The 14,412-nt window shown below is 60.2% G+C and carries 15 protein-coding genes and 1 pseudogene; 5 read left to right on the forward strand and 11 right to left on the reverse strand.

Going from position 1 to position 14,412, the window contains the following annotated elements; genetic code table 11:
- The first annotated feature begins 39 nt into the window (after positions 1–39).
- A complete protein-coding gene (locus QF043_RS16390; protein WP_003174397.1) occupies positions 40–315 on the forward strand; it encodes a peptidylprolyl isomerase in 276 nt (91 codons plus the stop codon).
- Positions 316–435: 120 nt separating this feature from the next.
- Here QF043_RS16390 and QF043_RS16395 read toward each other — a convergent pair whose 3' ends face one another.
- The 8 genes from QF043_RS16395 to QF043_RS16430 form a co-directional block, all read right to left on the reverse strand.
- Positions 436–1,341, reverse strand: a complete 906-nt coding sequence (locus QF043_RS16395) for a sugar kinase (RefSeq protein ID WP_307419360.1) — start codon at positions 1,339–1,341, stop codon at positions 436–438.
- A gap of 130 nt (positions 1,342–1,471) precedes the next feature.
- Complete coding sequence (locus QF043_RS16400; RefSeq protein ID WP_307419361.1) at positions 1,472–2,680, reverse strand: amino acid deaminase; 1,209 nt, start codon at positions 2,678–2,680, stop codon at positions 1,472–1,474.
- A 9-nt stretch (positions 2,681–2,689) separates the two neighbouring features.
- A complete protein-coding gene (locus tag QF043_RS16405; RefSeq protein WP_056859507.1) occupies positions 2,690–3,454 on the reverse strand; it encodes an IclR family transcriptional regulator in 765 nt (254 codons plus the stop codon).
- A gap of 164 nt (positions 3,455–3,618) precedes the next feature.
- Positions 3,619–4,005 carry a RidA family protein gene (locus QF043_RS16410; RefSeq protein WP_016976584.1) on the reverse strand — a complete coding sequence of 129 codons (387 nt, stop codon included), beginning with the start codon at positions 4,003–4,005 and terminating at the stop codon, positions 3,619–3,621.
- Positions 4,006–4,020: 15 nt separating this feature from the next.
- Positions 4,021–4,803 carry an amino acid ABC transporter ATP-binding protein gene (locus tag QF043_RS16415; RefSeq protein ID WP_307419362.1) on the reverse strand — a complete coding sequence of 261 codons (783 nt, stop codon included), beginning with the start codon at positions 4,801–4,803 and terminating at the stop codon, positions 4,021–4,023.
- Positions 4,800–5,462 carry an amino acid ABC transporter permease gene (locus QF043_RS16420; RefSeq protein ID WP_056859509.1) on the reverse strand — a complete coding sequence of 221 codons (663 nt, stop codon included), beginning with the start codon at positions 5,460–5,462 and terminating at the stop codon, positions 4,800–4,802. The genes QF043_RS16415 and QF043_RS16420 overlap by 4 nt, the downstream gene beginning before the upstream one ends.
- A gap of 11 nt (positions 5,463–5,473) precedes the next feature.
- Positions 5,474–6,136, reverse strand: a complete 663-nt coding sequence (locus QF043_RS16425) for an amino acid ABC transporter permease (protein WP_307419363.1) — start codon at positions 6,134–6,136, stop codon at positions 5,474–5,476.
- Between the two features lie 52 nt (positions 6,137–6,188).
- Positions 6,189–7,037, reverse strand: a complete 849-nt coding sequence (locus QF043_RS16430; RefSeq protein WP_065929539.1) for a transporter substrate-binding domain-containing protein — start codon at positions 7,035–7,037, stop codon at positions 6,189–6,191.
- Between the two features lie 334 nt (positions 7,038–7,371).
- On the opposite strand from QF043_RS16430, the gene QF043_RS16435 reads away from it, so the two are divergent.
- Positions 7,372–7,620 carry a hypothetical protein gene (locus QF043_RS16435; protein WP_307419365.1) on the forward strand — a complete coding sequence of 83 codons (249 nt, stop codon included), beginning with the start codon at positions 7,372–7,374 and terminating at the stop codon, positions 7,618–7,620.
- 96 nt (positions 7,621–7,716) lie between these two features.
- Entirely contained in the window at positions 7,717–8,094 is a 378-nt protein-coding gene (locus QF043_RS16440; RefSeq protein ID WP_307419366.1) for a co-chaperone YbbN, read from the forward strand.
- Here the strand turns inward: QF043_RS16440 and QF043_RS16445 are convergent.
- The 3 genes and pseudogenes from QF043_RS16445 to rpiB form a co-directional block, all read right to left on the reverse strand.
- A pseudogene (locus QF043_RS16445) lies at positions 8,089–9,673 on the reverse strand (transporter associated domain-containing protein). The gene QF043_RS16440 and the pseudogene QF043_RS16445 sit on opposite strands and share 6 nt — an antisense overlap.
- Before the next feature lie 455 nt (positions 9,674–10,128).
- The gene (locus tag QF043_RS16450) at positions 10,129–11,109 is read right to left on the reverse strand and encodes a sugar-binding transcriptional regulator (RefSeq protein WP_307419367.1); all 981 of its coding nucleotides are present in this window, start codon (positions 11,107–11,109) and stop codon (positions 10,129–10,131) included.
- A 63-nt stretch (positions 11,110–11,172) separates the two neighbouring features.
- Complete coding sequence (gene rpiB, locus QF043_RS16455) at positions 11,173–11,634, reverse strand: ribose 5-phosphate isomerase B (RefSeq protein ID WP_016969738.1); 462 nt, start codon at positions 11,632–11,634, stop codon at positions 11,173–11,175.
- A gap of 282 nt (positions 11,635–11,916) precedes the next feature.
- On the opposite strand from rpiB, the gene QF043_RS16460 reads away from it, so the two are divergent.
- Both QF043_RS16460 and QF043_RS16465 read left to right on the forward strand, forming a co-directional pair.
- The gene (locus QF043_RS16460; protein WP_307419368.1) at positions 11,917–13,404 is read left to right on the forward strand and encodes a sugar ABC transporter ATP-binding protein; all 1,488 of its coding nucleotides are present in this window, start codon (positions 11,917–11,919) and stop codon (positions 13,402–13,404) included.
- A complete protein-coding gene (locus QF043_RS16465) occupies positions 13,401–14,378 on the forward strand; it encodes an ABC transporter permease (RefSeq protein ID WP_017135922.1) in 978 nt (325 codons plus the stop codon). Before QF043_RS16460 ends, QF043_RS16465 begins: the two co-directional genes overlap by 4 nt.
- The last annotated feature ends 34 nt before the right edge of the window (positions 14,379–14,412 follow it).

A 14,412-nucleotide genomic window follows, 5' to 3' on the forward strand; every position in this document is an offset into this window, starting at 1 on the left:
AGGCATAATCGCGCGCCGTCGCACACCTGGTAGAACGTTATGAAAGCCCAAGCCCGTCATATTCTGGTGAAAACCAGTGAAGAAGCCGAACAGCTCAAGCAGCGCATTGCCAAGGGCGAAGCGTTTGATGTGCTGGCCAAAAAGTACTCCACCTGCCCGTCCGGCAAGCGCGGCGGTGATTTGGGTGAAGTGCGGCCTGGGCAGATGGTGGGGGCGATTGATGCGGTGATCTTCAAGAAGCCGGTGAAGGTGGTGCACGGGCCGATCAAGAGCAAGTTCGGCTATCACCTGGTGCAGGTGTTTTACCGCGACTGAGGGGTTGGCTCAGGGCAGCCATCGCAGGCAAGCCAGCTCCCACACTTGAGCGCATTTCAACTGGAAGAATGCAGTCAAATGTGGGAGCTGGCTTGCCTGCGAACCGCCGCAGGCGGCCATTCACCGCGCAATCAAAGCCCCCGGCACCTGAATCACCCGGCTCGCCAACCGATGCCCAGCCAACGCCGCCTGTTCAGGCGAGCCGCCCGTGAGCCGACTGGCCAAATACGCCGCACTGAACGAATCCCCCGCCGCCGTGGTGTCCACCACCTTCTCGACCTTCAGCGCCGGCACCGCAAAGCGCTCGCCATCACAGCGGATCAAACACGCATCCGCGCCACGCTTGAGCAGCACTTCTGCAATCGCCGGGTACGCCGCGAACACCTGCTCGCTGTCGGCATAACCAAACAATGCGCGCTCGTCATCCTCGGTCAGCAAGGCCATATCCACCTCGGCCAGCACCTGGTGATACGCCGCGCGCGCCGCGTCGACACTCGCCCACAGGCGCGGGCGATAGTTGTTGTCGAATACCACCTTGCCACCGCGCCGGCGCGTTTCGATCAGGGTTTGCAGCAAGCGCTCACGCCCGACCTCACCCAGTACCGCCAGGGTGATGCCGCTCAAATACACCACGTCGTAGTCCGGCAACGCCGCCAGGATCGGCGCGGCTGCCGGTGTGGTGAAGCAGTCGCGCACGGCCGCTTCGTTGCGCCAGTAGAGGAATTTGCGCTCGCCATTGGCATCCGTCTGAATGCAGTACAACCCCGGTAGACGCCCGGGCAGGCGCTGGACCATGCCCAGGCCGAGGCCTTCGGCGGTCCATTGCTGGCACATGGCATCGCTGAAACTGTCATCGCCCAGGGCGGTCACGTAGTCGACCGTGCCGACGGCGCCCAACTCGCGGCGCAGGTACACCGCCGCGTTCAAGGTGTCGCCGCCGAAGCTCTGTTGCAGGCTGCCATCGGCGCGGTGTTGCAGTTCGATCATGCATTCGCCGATCAGGGCGATGCGAGGGTTTGTGTTCATGCCTTGGGTCTCTCGGTGTTCTGGAGGGCCGCATCGCAGGCAAGCCAGCTTCCACAGTTGGCATGCATTTCAACTGTGGGAACTCGGTCAAATGTGGGAGCTGGCTTGCCTGCGATGGCCACGACGCGGTCTAGAAGCAGGTATGCAAGGATTCGATCACCTGCAACTGCTCATCCACCAGGCAGCCCACCTGCCACTTGTCAAAGGTCAGGCACGGGTGCGAAGTACCAAAGGAGATGATGTCGCCGATACGCAACTCAACCCCCGGCGCCACCGTCATGAACGCATGCTGGTCCATCACCGCCGTGACTGTGCACGCGGTCACATCATCGCCTTCGGCCGGCACAATCCCGGCCTTGTAGCGCTTGAGCGGCACCGGCAAGCCGGCGTCGTAGGCCACATCGCGCTTGCCCAGGGCAACTACCGCAAAGCCAGGCTCGGGCATCGATTGCACGTGTGCCCAGACCTCCAGGGCCGGGCGCAGGCCTTCGTTGAGGTCGCTGCGACGGTCGAGCACGCAGCATTGCGCCTCTTTGTAGATGCCATGGTCGTGGGCCACATAGCTGCCGGGGCGCAACACACTGAGGAAGCGGCCGGCGGCGTTTTGCGCTTCAAACGACTCGGCGATCAGGTCGTACCAGGCCGAACCCGAGGCGGTGATGATCGGCTTGGGCAAATCGAACGCGCCATTGTTTTGCAGGTCCACGGCCAGGCGTACCAGGCTGGCGGCGAACTCACGGATGCCGCTGACGGCGTGTTCGCCGTGGATCACACCTTCGTAGCCTTCAATACCGGTCAGGGCCAGGGCCGGTTGGGCTTTGATCGCCTTGGCCAGCTCGCGCACTTCCAGCTCGCTGCGGCACCCGCAACGGCCGCCGACCACGCCGTATTCGATCATCACGTTCAGGCGCAGGCCACGGGCGGCGAAGAACAGGCCCAAGTCCGCGACGTTGTCCGGGTGATCGACCATGCAGTGGAAGTCAAAATCCGGGTCCGCCAGCAGGTCGGCGATCAGCGCCATGTTCGGCGCGCCGACCAGCTGGTTGGCCATCAGTACGCGGCGCACGCCGCCGGCATAGGCGGCACGAGTCTGCACGGCATTGGCCAGGGTGATGCCCCAGGCGCCCGCCTCGATCTGACGCTGAAACAACGCCGGCATCATGCTGGTTTTGCCATGGGGCGCGAGCTGCGCACCGCTGTTGCTGACAAATGCCTGCATCCAGCGGATGTTGTGTTCCAGCGCGTCACGGTGCAGCACCAGGGCCGGCAGGCTGACGTCGCGCACCAGGTGGGCACCGACGGCGGCGGCGCCTTTTTCAACGGCATTGAGGGCAGACATGAAGTACTCCTATTCGTTGATACGCCGGGCCAGGTTATTGGCGCTGTCGATCAACACCCGGCGATAGTCGTTGTAGTTTTTGATCGCATCGGCGCGCGGTGCAACGATGCACAAGGTCGCGATGCTGATGCCCTGCGCGTCCCGCACCGGGGCGGCAAAGCAATGGGTGAAGGTGTCGGCCACACTGTCGAAGGAGAAAAACCCATCGAGGGTAGCCTGACGAATTTGTGCCAGGAAGGTCTCCAGTGGCAGGCGCTGGCCGTCCGGCAGGATGAAGTCGTCGTGGTCGATCAGGTCGATGATCTGCTGGTCGCTCAAGTGCCCTAGCAGCAAGCGCCCGGAAGCGGTCCAGGGGATTGGCGCGTTTTCGCCGATGTCCGAGGAAATTCGAAAATGCCGCTCGCCTTCGCGCATCAGCGCCACCGTGTATTTACGCCCGTTGAGCAGGCACATCTGCGCGGTTTCGTGGGTCTGGCTGACGATCTCCTGCAAGGCGTGGTCGGCCTCGCGGGTCAGGTCGAAATGGCGCAGGTGCGCTTGGCCGAGAAAGTACAGCTGGCGGCCGAGGTAGACGTGACCGTCCTTGCCCACCGTCTCCAGAATGCGCCGTTCCAGCAATGACGCAACCAGTTCATAGACCGTGGATTTTGGGCTGCCGATGCCGCTGGCAATATCATTCGGGCGCAGGGGCTGGCCGATCTCCTTGAGAAAATCGAGGATATCGAATGCACGGTCCAATCCTTTGGCGCGGCGTTTGATGGTGTCTTCGGTCATGGCAGTCGTCGGTCCGGTCAAAGTCTAAAAGCGAGTGAAAATCCTGTGGCGAGGGAGCTTGCTCCCGCTGGAGTGCGCAGCGCTCCCTTTTTTTGGGGCCGCTTCGCAGCCCAGCGGGAGCAAGCTCCCTCGCCACGACAGCGTGCTCTACAAGGCAGCCATCTTTACTTCTTCTTGTAGGCCACGCAATCGATCTCGACCTTGCAGTCCACCATCATGTTGGCCTGCACACAGGCGCGTGCCGGGGCGTGTTCGGGGGTGAAGTACTCGCCGAAAACCTTGTTGAAACTCCAGAAGTCCCGTGGGTCTTCCAGCCAGACGCCGACGCGCACCACATCTTTGAGTTCGTAACCGGCCTCTTCCAGAATCGCCACCACGTTGCGCATGGTCTGGCGGGTTTGCTCGATGATGCCGCCGGTGATGATTTCACCGTCCACCGCCGGTACCTGGCCCGACACGTAGAGCCAGCCGTCGGCTTCCACGGCACGGGCGAAAGGACGCGGCTGGCCACCACCGGCGGTGCTGCCGGCGCCGTAACGAGTAATGCTCATAAAAATTGCTCCTGATTAAAAACGAATGTTCTTCAAAAATTCCGCCAGGCGCGGCGATTGCGGGCGTTCGAAGATCTCCTTCGGCGCGCCCTGCTCTTCGATGCGGCCCTGGTTCATGAAGACGATCTTGTCCGACACTTCATAGGCAAACCGCATTTCGTGGGTGACCAGCAACATGGTCATGCCCTCTTCCGCCAGACCCTTGATCACACTGAGCACCTCCCCGACCAATTCCGGGTCGAGGGCCGAGGTGACTTCATCAAACAGCATCAGGCTGGGGTTCATGGCAATGGCGCGGGCAATCGCCACGCGCTGTTGCTGGCCACCGGAAAGTTGACCGGGGAAGTGATTGCGCCGCTCCAACAGGCCCACGCGGTCCAGCCATTTTTCGGCCAGGGCCACGGCCTCGTCCTTGCCCATCTTCTTGACCTTGAGCAGGCCGAGGGTGACGTTTTGCAACGCGGTGAGATGCGGAAACAGGTTGAATTGCTGGAAGGCCATGCCAGTCATTGCGCGGTGTTGGGCAATCACCCGTTCGGGGTGACGCACGCGCTTGCCGGCGATTTCGCTGTAGCCGATGGACTCGCCGTCCAGGCTGATCTGCCCGCCCTGGAACTCTTCGAGCAGGTTGACGCAACGCAGCAAGGTGGTCTTGCCCGAGCCGCTGGAGCCGATCAATGTCACCACGTTGCCGCGCTGCATGGACAGGTCGACGCCCTTGAGCACCTCGACCTGGCCATATTGTTTGCGCAGGCCACGAATGTTCAGCAGCGGTTGGTTGGTGTGAGGTTGGTTCATGGCAAGGCCACCCGCTTTTCAATGTAGCGCCCGAATAACTCGATGGCGTAGTTGATGACAAAGAACAGAAACCCGGCGAACAGGTAGAACTCCAGGGTCATGAAGGTACGTGCGATGACTTGCTGGGTGCTGAGCAGCAATTCGGCCACGCCGATCACCGAGAGCAAGGTCGAGGCCTTGACGATTTCGGTGGAGGAATTGACCCAGGTCGGCAGGATCTGGCGCAACGCCTGGGGCAACAGCACGTAGGTCAGTGACTGTTTGAATGTCAGGCCAATCGCCCGGCCCGCTTCCAGTTGCCCACGGGGAATGGCTTGCAGCGCACCACGCACGATTTCCGCTACGTGGGAGCCGCAGAACAGCGTCAACCCGACCGCACCGGCCTGGAACGCGCTGATCTGCCAACCCAGCGCCGGCAGCATGTAGAAACACGCCAGCACCAGCACAAACACCGGCGTGCCGCGCACCAGGTCGACGTACAGACGAAACGGCGCGCGCATCCAGAACTTGCCGTAGGTGAGGATCAACCCGGCAAAAATGCCGATCAGCGTGCCAAAGATAATCGCCAGCACCGAGCAATAAATACTGGTTTGAAACCCCGCCCAGAGGGTATCTCGGGCGATCCACAATTCATGCAGCCAGCTTGGGGACTCGTACATGCAAACCCTCCTTAACGACGGATCGCCAGACGCTGTTCCAGGTAACGGAGCAGCATGGCAATGAGGTAACAGGCCGCCACATAGAGCACGGTCGTGACCATCCAGGTTTCAATCACCCGGTAGCTTTCGACGTTGATCTTGCGGGCGTAATAGGTCAGCTCCGGCACCGCAATCGCGGCCGCCAGCGACGTGTCCTTGAACAGCGAAATAAAGTTGTTCGACAGCGCCGGCAATACGTTGCGCAGCATCACCGGCACGGTGATGTAGGCGCGGATCCGCCACTCGCCCAAACCGATGGCCAAGCCGGCTTCACGCAAGCCCTTGGGGATATTCAACAGCCCTGCGCGGAACACTTCGGTCAGGTAAGCACCGGCATACAGCGATAGGGTGATGATGAACGAGGGGATCTTGTCGAGCCGAATCCCAAGTGTGGGCAAGGCAAAGTAAATCAACAGGATCAGCACGAGGATCGGCGTATTGCGGATCACCGTCACATACACCGAGGCGAAGATTCGCAACGCCCGGTGTTTGGACAGCATCGCAAACGCCATCATCAGGCCAATCACGCAACCGATGGCGATCGACAGCAAGGCCAGTTCAAGGCCCAGGCCGAGCCCCGCCAGCAAGCTGGGGAAATCACGCCACACGGCGGCAAAGTTCAACTGATAGTTCATGGTCGGCAGTACCTGATCGGGGCGCCGTCAGCGACGCCCCAGGATTTACGATTTACTTGAACTCAACCGGGAAACCGATCGCAGGTTCTGGCAAATCCACACCGAACCATTGTTTGAACGAGGCTTTGTAGGTTGGGAACTCCACGCCGGTCATGGCTTCATGCAGCGCGGTGTTGACGAAGTTCAGCCAGTCCTGATCGCCACGCTTGACCGCGCACGCATAGGTTTGCGGGCTCCAGGCGTAGGTCGGGCTGCGGTAGCGCCCCGGGTTTTGCACCATCAGGTACTTGACCGAGGACTGGTCGGTGGCGGCGGCATCGGCACGGCCGGAGTTCACGGCCTGGTACATCAGGTCGACACTGTCGTACTGGTCGACCTTGGCTTTTGGCAGGGCCTGGTGCACCAATTCTTCGGCATACACGTTTTGCAGCACGGCCACGGTCACGCCATCGCCAGCCGCCTGCAGGTCTTCGATTTCTTTGTATTTGCTGTTGTTCGGCAGCAACAGGCCCACGCCTTCGCGGTAGTACGGCAGGGTAAAGGCAACCTGCTGTGCACGGCTGGCGGTGACGGTGATGAACTGGCAGCTCATGTCGACCTTGTCGGTCAGCAGGTTGGGAATACGTGCGTCGGACGACTGCACCACAAACTCAACCTTGCTTGGGTCGTTGAACAACCCTTTAGCCACGATACGGCCGATGTCGATATCAAAACCCTGCAACTTGCCATCCGCTCCCTGGAAGTGCCACGGCGCATTGGTACTGCCTGTACCCACGATGAGATGCCCACGTTTGAGCACATCATCGAGCTTGCTGTCCGCCGCGTGCACAACGCTTGCGAGGGAAGCCGATGCGGCGAAGAGAAAAACACACGCTTTAAACACGGAAGGTCGGTGATGCATGACAAGCACTCCAGGAGTTGTGTATTCCGCTATACCGGAACTTAGTATGTAACAACGGAATAGACAGCAGAAAGTGTGCCACACGCAGTAACAGAAAAACATGACAGGGATATATTCGTTTTAAATCAGATAGATAGTTGACGGCCCATGATGCGGCGCTACGCCAGCATTTCGAATCGGCTTGCTACTCAAGGCCCCACACACCGGTGACAGGCCCCAATTGAGTGCGCCACAACGGTGTTACCGCGCCCCCTTGCAGTGCGCGTGCGCCATGGATAAATCCTCACACTGGACTAGCCTTTGCACATCCACACCAACAAGGACGCCCTGCCCCATGAAGCTCAGTCTCGCTCTGCTTTTGCTTTCATTGCTGGCTGCCGGCAACGCTTCGGCCGCCAACGATCGGCACGACTGCAAGGAGGAACTGCAAAAGCTCAAGGAAGCCTTCGGTACTGACTACACCAGCCAGAACCACCACGGCTATCGCCGGGCCAAGGCTTCCAGGGACAATGAGGAATACAGGAAATGCGCGAGCCAGGCGCGCAAGGCCCGCGAACGCGTGGAGCGGGACAAGGATGCGTGAGCGTGTCTACCTGTGAAGGTTGACAGTAGACGCCGGTGATCTCCCGATTTAGCGTACCCAACAGCAGCATTTCGATGGGCACACAAGGAGATCGCCATGGGCTTGGCAAATACTGTTATCGATCACCCTGACGAATATTGGTCGTTAGTGAACCAACATCCAATGGTTTTCGTGCTGTTTGTGTCCGAGTACTGCGAAGCGTGCCTGGGCGCCAATAAGCGGTTTGAGAATATTGCCGCAAACCACACCGACTCAGTCAAAAGCATGGTTCTGGATACGAGACAGACCCCAAAAATCGAGGCATTAGGAGATATCGGTACACCTACCCTGGTGGTGTACCAAAATGGCAAGGAGGCCGGAAAGTTCCTGGGAATTGGTTTTCCGGAAGATCAAGAAGAGTACCTGGCGGGAATTTTCGCACACTTTGTAAACGGCGCACCGCTTCCCGAACTTCCGGCTTATCTATTGCTATGAGCCTGCGACACCCCTTTCCTGGGCAACCACCGGCTCAAGCAACACCTGTGTAACACGGCGCTCTTCAACCGCCAGCACGGTGAGGCGCCAGCCCTCATGCTCCAGGCTATCCCCCACCACGGGCAGGCGGTCGAGCAGGCTCATCACCAACCCCGCCAGGGTTTGATAGTCCTGGGTGGCGGCAGCCTTGAAGCCGGTGCGCTGGCACACCAGGTTGAGGTTCAAGGCGCCATTGACGCGAAATCCCTCGCCCTCTTCGACAATATCCGGCCCTTCGATTTCGCTGGCATCGGGCAATTCACCCGCGATGGATTCGAGAATGTCGGTCATGCTCAACACGCCCATGAAGTCACCGAATTCGTTGATCACGAACGCAATATGGGTCGACTCCTGGCGCATTTGCTCCAGGGCGTTAAGGATCGAAAAACTCTCCAGCAAGTTGATCGCCCGGCGCGCCAGGTGCTCAAGGTTCGGCTCGTTACCGGCCAGGTATTCCTTGAGCAGTTCTTTTTTGTGCACAAAACCCAATGGCTCATCCACCGCACCGTTGCGGATCAACGGCAGGCGCGAATAGGACGAGTGCATCAGTTTTTGCCGGATGGTGTCGGCGTCGTCCGCCAGATCAATACAGTCGACCTTGGCCCGTGGCGTCATCAAGGTCCGGATCGGCCGCTCGGCCAATTGCAATACACCGCTGATCATCACGCGCTCACGCCGATCAAACAGCGGGCCCTGGCCGGCATCCGGCTCGCCCAGCAGGTCAGCCACGTCATCATCCACACCCTCCCACCGCCAAACTGCGGCCACCGAGCAAACGCATCACCGCATGGGCGGTACGCTGGCGCACCGGCAAGGTGCCTTGCGCCGACTTCTTGCGACGGGCGCGGGCCAGCTGGTTGAACAACTCCACCACAATCGAGAAACCCATGGCCGCATACAGGTAGCCTTTAGGCACATGGAAGCCCAAGCCTTCGGCGGTCAGCACCAGGCCGATCATCATCAAGAAGCTCAGGCACAGCATGATCACGGTCGGGTGCGAGTTGACGAAACGCGTCAGCGGCTTGCTCGCCACGATCATCAGGCCGATGGAGAAGACCACGGCGATCATCATCACCGCCAGCTCATCGACCATGCCCACGGCCGTCACCACCGCATCCAGGGAGAACACCGCGTCGAGCACCACGATCTGCGCGACGATCGGCCAGAACATCGCGTAAGTGGTATTGCCGGTGCGTTGCGCCACATGCCCCTCAAGGCGTTCATGCAATTCCATGGTGGCTTTGAACAGCAGGAACACACCACCGAACAGCATGATCAGGTCACGCCCGGAGAAGCCTTTGCCGAACACTTCAAACAGGGGCTGGGTGAGCGTCACCATCCACGAAATACTTGCCAGCAAGCCCAGGCGCATCAGCAATGCCAGGGACAGCCCGATCAACCGCGCACGGTCGCGCTGCTCCGGTGGCAACTTGTCCGCCAAAATCGCGATAAACACCAGGTTGTCGATACCCAGCACCAGTTCCAGCACAATCAAGGTCAACAGGCCGAGCCAGGCCGTTGGATCCGCTAACCATTCCATTTATAAAAGTCTCGTAAGTGATTTCAGAATGCCGGGCACGGCAAGGCGCGGTCAGTGGACCGGGACAAGGTTAGCAGTCGGAATACGGGGTGCTTCAGCAGGAACGGCGACAGCGAATGTCTTGAGGAAAGACGACTGGGAGGCTCCGAGAGGGTGTTCATGCAAGTCCTGCAGTGAGAAAAGGACTTGAATCGTACAATCGAAACTCAAATTTCCCACACTGCAAAACTATTACAAGATCTGTATTTCAAGCGTACACAAAAGCAATGTGGGAGCGGGCTTGCTCGCGAATGCGGTGGGTCAGTGACAGATGAATTGACTGACACACTGCATTCACGAGCAAGCCCGCTCCCACAGTTGACCGCATGCAGTTTTGAATATGAGGTCGGCTGTGGATTTGCATGCACTGAAGCGCTGCTTTTCTGTGGGAGCTTCACATTGCGGGTCAACGCTGATCAGGATTTACGCGTCGCATCATCCAGCGCCAGAATCGTGTGCGCATTCGTCACTGTGGTCGCCAACGTATTGATCACCCCCGAGCGCAACGCACCCAAGGTCGCTGCCGCCTTGGTGTTCTCACTGGCAATCGCCACCACATCCGGAATGCGAAACAACTCCTGCACGGTCAGCCCGATCACCCGTCCTTGAAGCGCGTTGACCGCCGGCTGCCCATGAATGTCGATAAAGTCATACCCCATCATGTCGCCCACCGTGCCGGACAGCCGCGCCTGGGCGATTTCCTGGGGCGAGAACCAGCCCATGCGCACCATGTTGCTGTTCTCGCTCATGTCACCAATGCCGATCAGCGCAATGTCTGCGCGCCGCGCGCGATCAAGGGTTGAGCGCACGGTGTCATTGTTGATCAGCACGCCACGCAATTCCGGGTTGGCCACCAGTGCCGGCGCATACAGACTTTCACTCTCGCCACCAAAACGCAGGGCCAGGCGTCGGCAGATATGGTCAGGGTTCATGTATTCGCCCGCCTTGAGCGAACCGCCGATTGCACAGACAAATGTGCAGTTGCGCGTCACCGGCAAAAACACGTTGTCGGCCACCGCGCCGACGTTACGGCCCATGCCGACAGCGACGATCATGCCGTCGCTCAAGGTTTTGTTCAGGTAATTGGCCACCAGGCTGGCGACGGCCGAGCGCTGGGTGTCGGGTTCGCTGTGGTCGACCGCGATCAACGCGCGGTCGAGCTTGAAGCGCTCCACCAGCGCGCGCTCCAGCTCGTTGTTCATTGCCGGGTGCTGCAACACCCGCACCTCGACAATCCCTTCATCGCGCGCACGTTTGAGCAAGCGGCTGACTTTGGCCCGCGACAGGTCGAAGCGCTTGGCAATCGCCTCCTGAGTGACGTTCTCAAGGTAATAGAGCATCGCCACTTCGGTCATCTGATCGATATCGCTGGCGATGCGCTGGGTACTGTCACTCATGGGGACGGGCTTCCGTTTCGGCGTCAAAAACCCATTCTCCCGACTCTTGCCCCGTCCCGTCCACTACTGATGCCCATCGCGCTCGATCGCATTGATACGCTCCACCTTGGCCCCGGAACGCGCGGCCTCGAACTCCGACTCCAGAAACGATTTGACGATGCTTTTAGCCAGCTCGGCGCCGATGACCCGCGCACCAATAGAGAGGATTTGCGCGTCGTTGCTCTTGCGGGCGCGCTCCGCCGAGTAGGTGTCGTGGGCCTGGGCCGCACGAATACCCAGCACTTTATTGGCCGAGATAGCCATGCCAATCCCGGTGCCACACACCAGCACCCCGAGGCGTTGCTGCCCGGCATTGATGGCGGTGGCCACTGCCAGCGCGATGTCCGGGTACAGCACCGGCGCGGTGGAATGGGTGCCGAAGTCGGTCACCGGGTAACCCAGCGCCTCGATATGGCGCTTTAACAGCTCTTTGAGCTCAAAACCCGCTTCATCGCATCCGATAGCCACCGGGAAAGGTGTGTTCATGGCGTCTGGCTCCGCTGCCGTTTAGGTGCTTAGACTGATCATATGATCATTCAATGAAATTTCGCTCAGTTATTTCTCGGGTATTCCGCCCTTTCTGTCAAGGGAGTTTTAGCTGACCTCCCAGTCAAAGCCGTCTAAACAGGCGTACTTTGCGCAAACAGGCGTATTTATAACTTTTTAATGAAAGCGATTGACTGATCAGAATTTCATTTGGTACACATATGATCACAGCAAAACATGACTGTGCGACCTAATAAGAATTCACAGCACGAGGACACGCCGATGGCCACGCCATTACTGCTCCAGGCTGAACACGTCGCCAAGGCCTACGCCGGGGTGCCTGCCCTGCGTGACGGGCGCCTTTCTCTGCGGGCCGGCAGCGTGCATGCGTTGTGCGGCGGCAATGGCGCCGGCAAGTCGACCTTCCTGAGCATCCTGATGGGCATCACCCAGCGTGACGCCGGGACCATCCTGCTCAACGGCACGCCCGTACAGTTCAACCGCCCAAGTGAAGCGCTGGCGGCGGGGATCGCGATGATCACCCAAGAGCTGGAGCCCATCCCTTATATGACCGTCGCCGAAAACATCTGGCTGGGCCGCGAACCACGCCGCGCCGGTTGCATTGTCGACAGCAAGACCCTCAACCGCCGCACCCGCGAGCTGCTCGAAAGCCTGGAGTTCGAGGTCGATGCCACCAGCCCCATGCACCGCCTGAGCGTGGCGCAGATCCAACTGGTGGAAATCGCCAAGGCGTTCAGCCATGACTGCCAGGTGATGATTATGGACGAGCCGACTTCGGCGATCGGCGAGCGCGAAGCGCAAACCCTGTTCAAGGCCATCCGCCGCCTCACCGCGCGCGGCGCCGGCATCGTCTATGTGTCGCACCGCTTGAGCGAGCTGGCGCAAATCGCCGACGACTACAGCATCTTCCGCGACGGCGCCTTTGTAGAAAGCGGGCGCATGGCCGATATCGACCGCAACCATTTGGTGCGCGGGATTGTCGGCCAGGAGCTGACACGCATCGACCACAAGGTCGGCCGCGAATGCGCCGCCAGCACCTGCCTGCAAGTCGACAACCTGAGCCGTAATGGCGAGTTCCACGACATCAGCCTGCAACTGCGCCAGGGCGAGATCCTCGGCATTTATGGGCTGATGGGTTCGGGGCGCAGCGAGTTTCTCAACTGCATTTATGGGCTGACCGTCGCGGACTCCGGCAGTGTGACCCTGCAAGGCAAGCCCATGCCCATCGGCCTGCCCAAAGCCACGATCAACGCCGGCATGTCGCTGGTCACCGAAGACCGCAAAGACAGCGGCCTGGTGCTCACCGGCAGCATTCTGTCCAACATTGCGCTGTCGGCTTACAAGCGCCTGTCGAGTTGGTCGCTGATCAATGCGCGCAAAGAAACCCAGCTGGCCGAAGACATGGTCAAGCGCCTGCAAATCAAGACCAGCTCCCTGGAATTGCCGGTGGCCTCCATGAGCGGCGGCAACCAACAGAAAGTCGTGCTCGCCAAATGCCTGTCGACCGAGCCGGTGTGCCTGCTCTGCGACGAGCCGACCCGCGGCATCGATGAAGGCGCCAAGCAGGAGATCTACCACCTGCTCGACCAGTTCGTACGCGCCGGTGGCGCTGCCATCGTGGTGTCATCCGAAGCCCCGGAACTGCTGCACTTGAGTGATCGCATCGCCGTGTTCAAGGGCGGCCGGCTGGTGACCATCTGCACCGACACCGCCCTTTCCCAGGAAGCCTTGTTGAGTCTTGCCTCATGAATGCCAAAACCATCGCACCGCCCATGACCACCGCGCCGCGTAATCGCCTGCGCTTGTCCCTAGACCGCTTCGGCCTGCCGCTGGTGTTTATCCTGCTGTGCGTGGTGATGGCGTTTTCCAGCGAATACTTCATGACCTGGCGCAACTGGATGGACATCCTGCGCCAGACCTCGATCAACGGCATCCTGGCCGTGGGCATGACCTACGTGATCCTCACCAAAGGCATCGACCTGTCGGTGGGCTCGATCCTGGCCTTTGCCGGGTTGTGCAGCGCCATGGTCGCAACCCAGGGCTACGGCCTGCTCGCGGCGGTGAGCGCGGGGATGTTTGCCGGCGCGATGCTTGGCGTGGTCAACGGTTTTATGGTTGCCAACCTGTCGATCCCGCCGTTCGTGGCCACCCTCGGCATGCTCAGCATTGCGCGCGGCATGACCTTCATCCTCAACGACGGCAGCCCGATCACCGACCTGCCCGACGCCTACCTGGCGCTGGGCATCGGCAAGATCGGCCCGATTGGCGTGCCCATCGTGATCTTCGCCGTGGTCGCGCTGATCTTCTGGATGGTGCTGCGCTACACCACTTACGGGCGCTACGTGTACGCGGTGGGCGGCAATGAAAAGAGCGCGCGCACCTCGGGTATCGGCGTGCGCAAGGTGATGTTTTCGGTGTACGTGGTCTCGGGTTTGCTCGCCGGGTTGGCCGGCGTAGTGCTGTCGGCACGCACCACCTCCGCCCTGCCCCAGGCCGGGGTTTCCTATGAGCTGGACGCGATTGCCGCCGTGGTGATCGGCGGCACCAGCCTGTCGGGCGGCACCGGCAGCATTGTCGGCACGCTGTTTGGTGCGCTGCTGATCGGCGTGATCAACAACGGGCTGAACCTGCTCGGCGTGTCCTCCTATTACCAGCAGGTCGCCAAGGGCCTGATCATCGTGTTCGCAGTACTGATCGACGTGTGGCGCAAGAAAAAACGCTAGAGAACGACCCACAACAATAACCGGAGTTCTACTC

This window comes from Pseudomonas sp. W3I7 (assembly GCF_030816095.1).
GTDB classification, from domain to species: Bacteria; Pseudomonadota; Gammaproteobacteria; order Pseudomonadales; family Pseudomonadaceae; genus Aquipseudomonas; species Aquipseudomonas salomonii.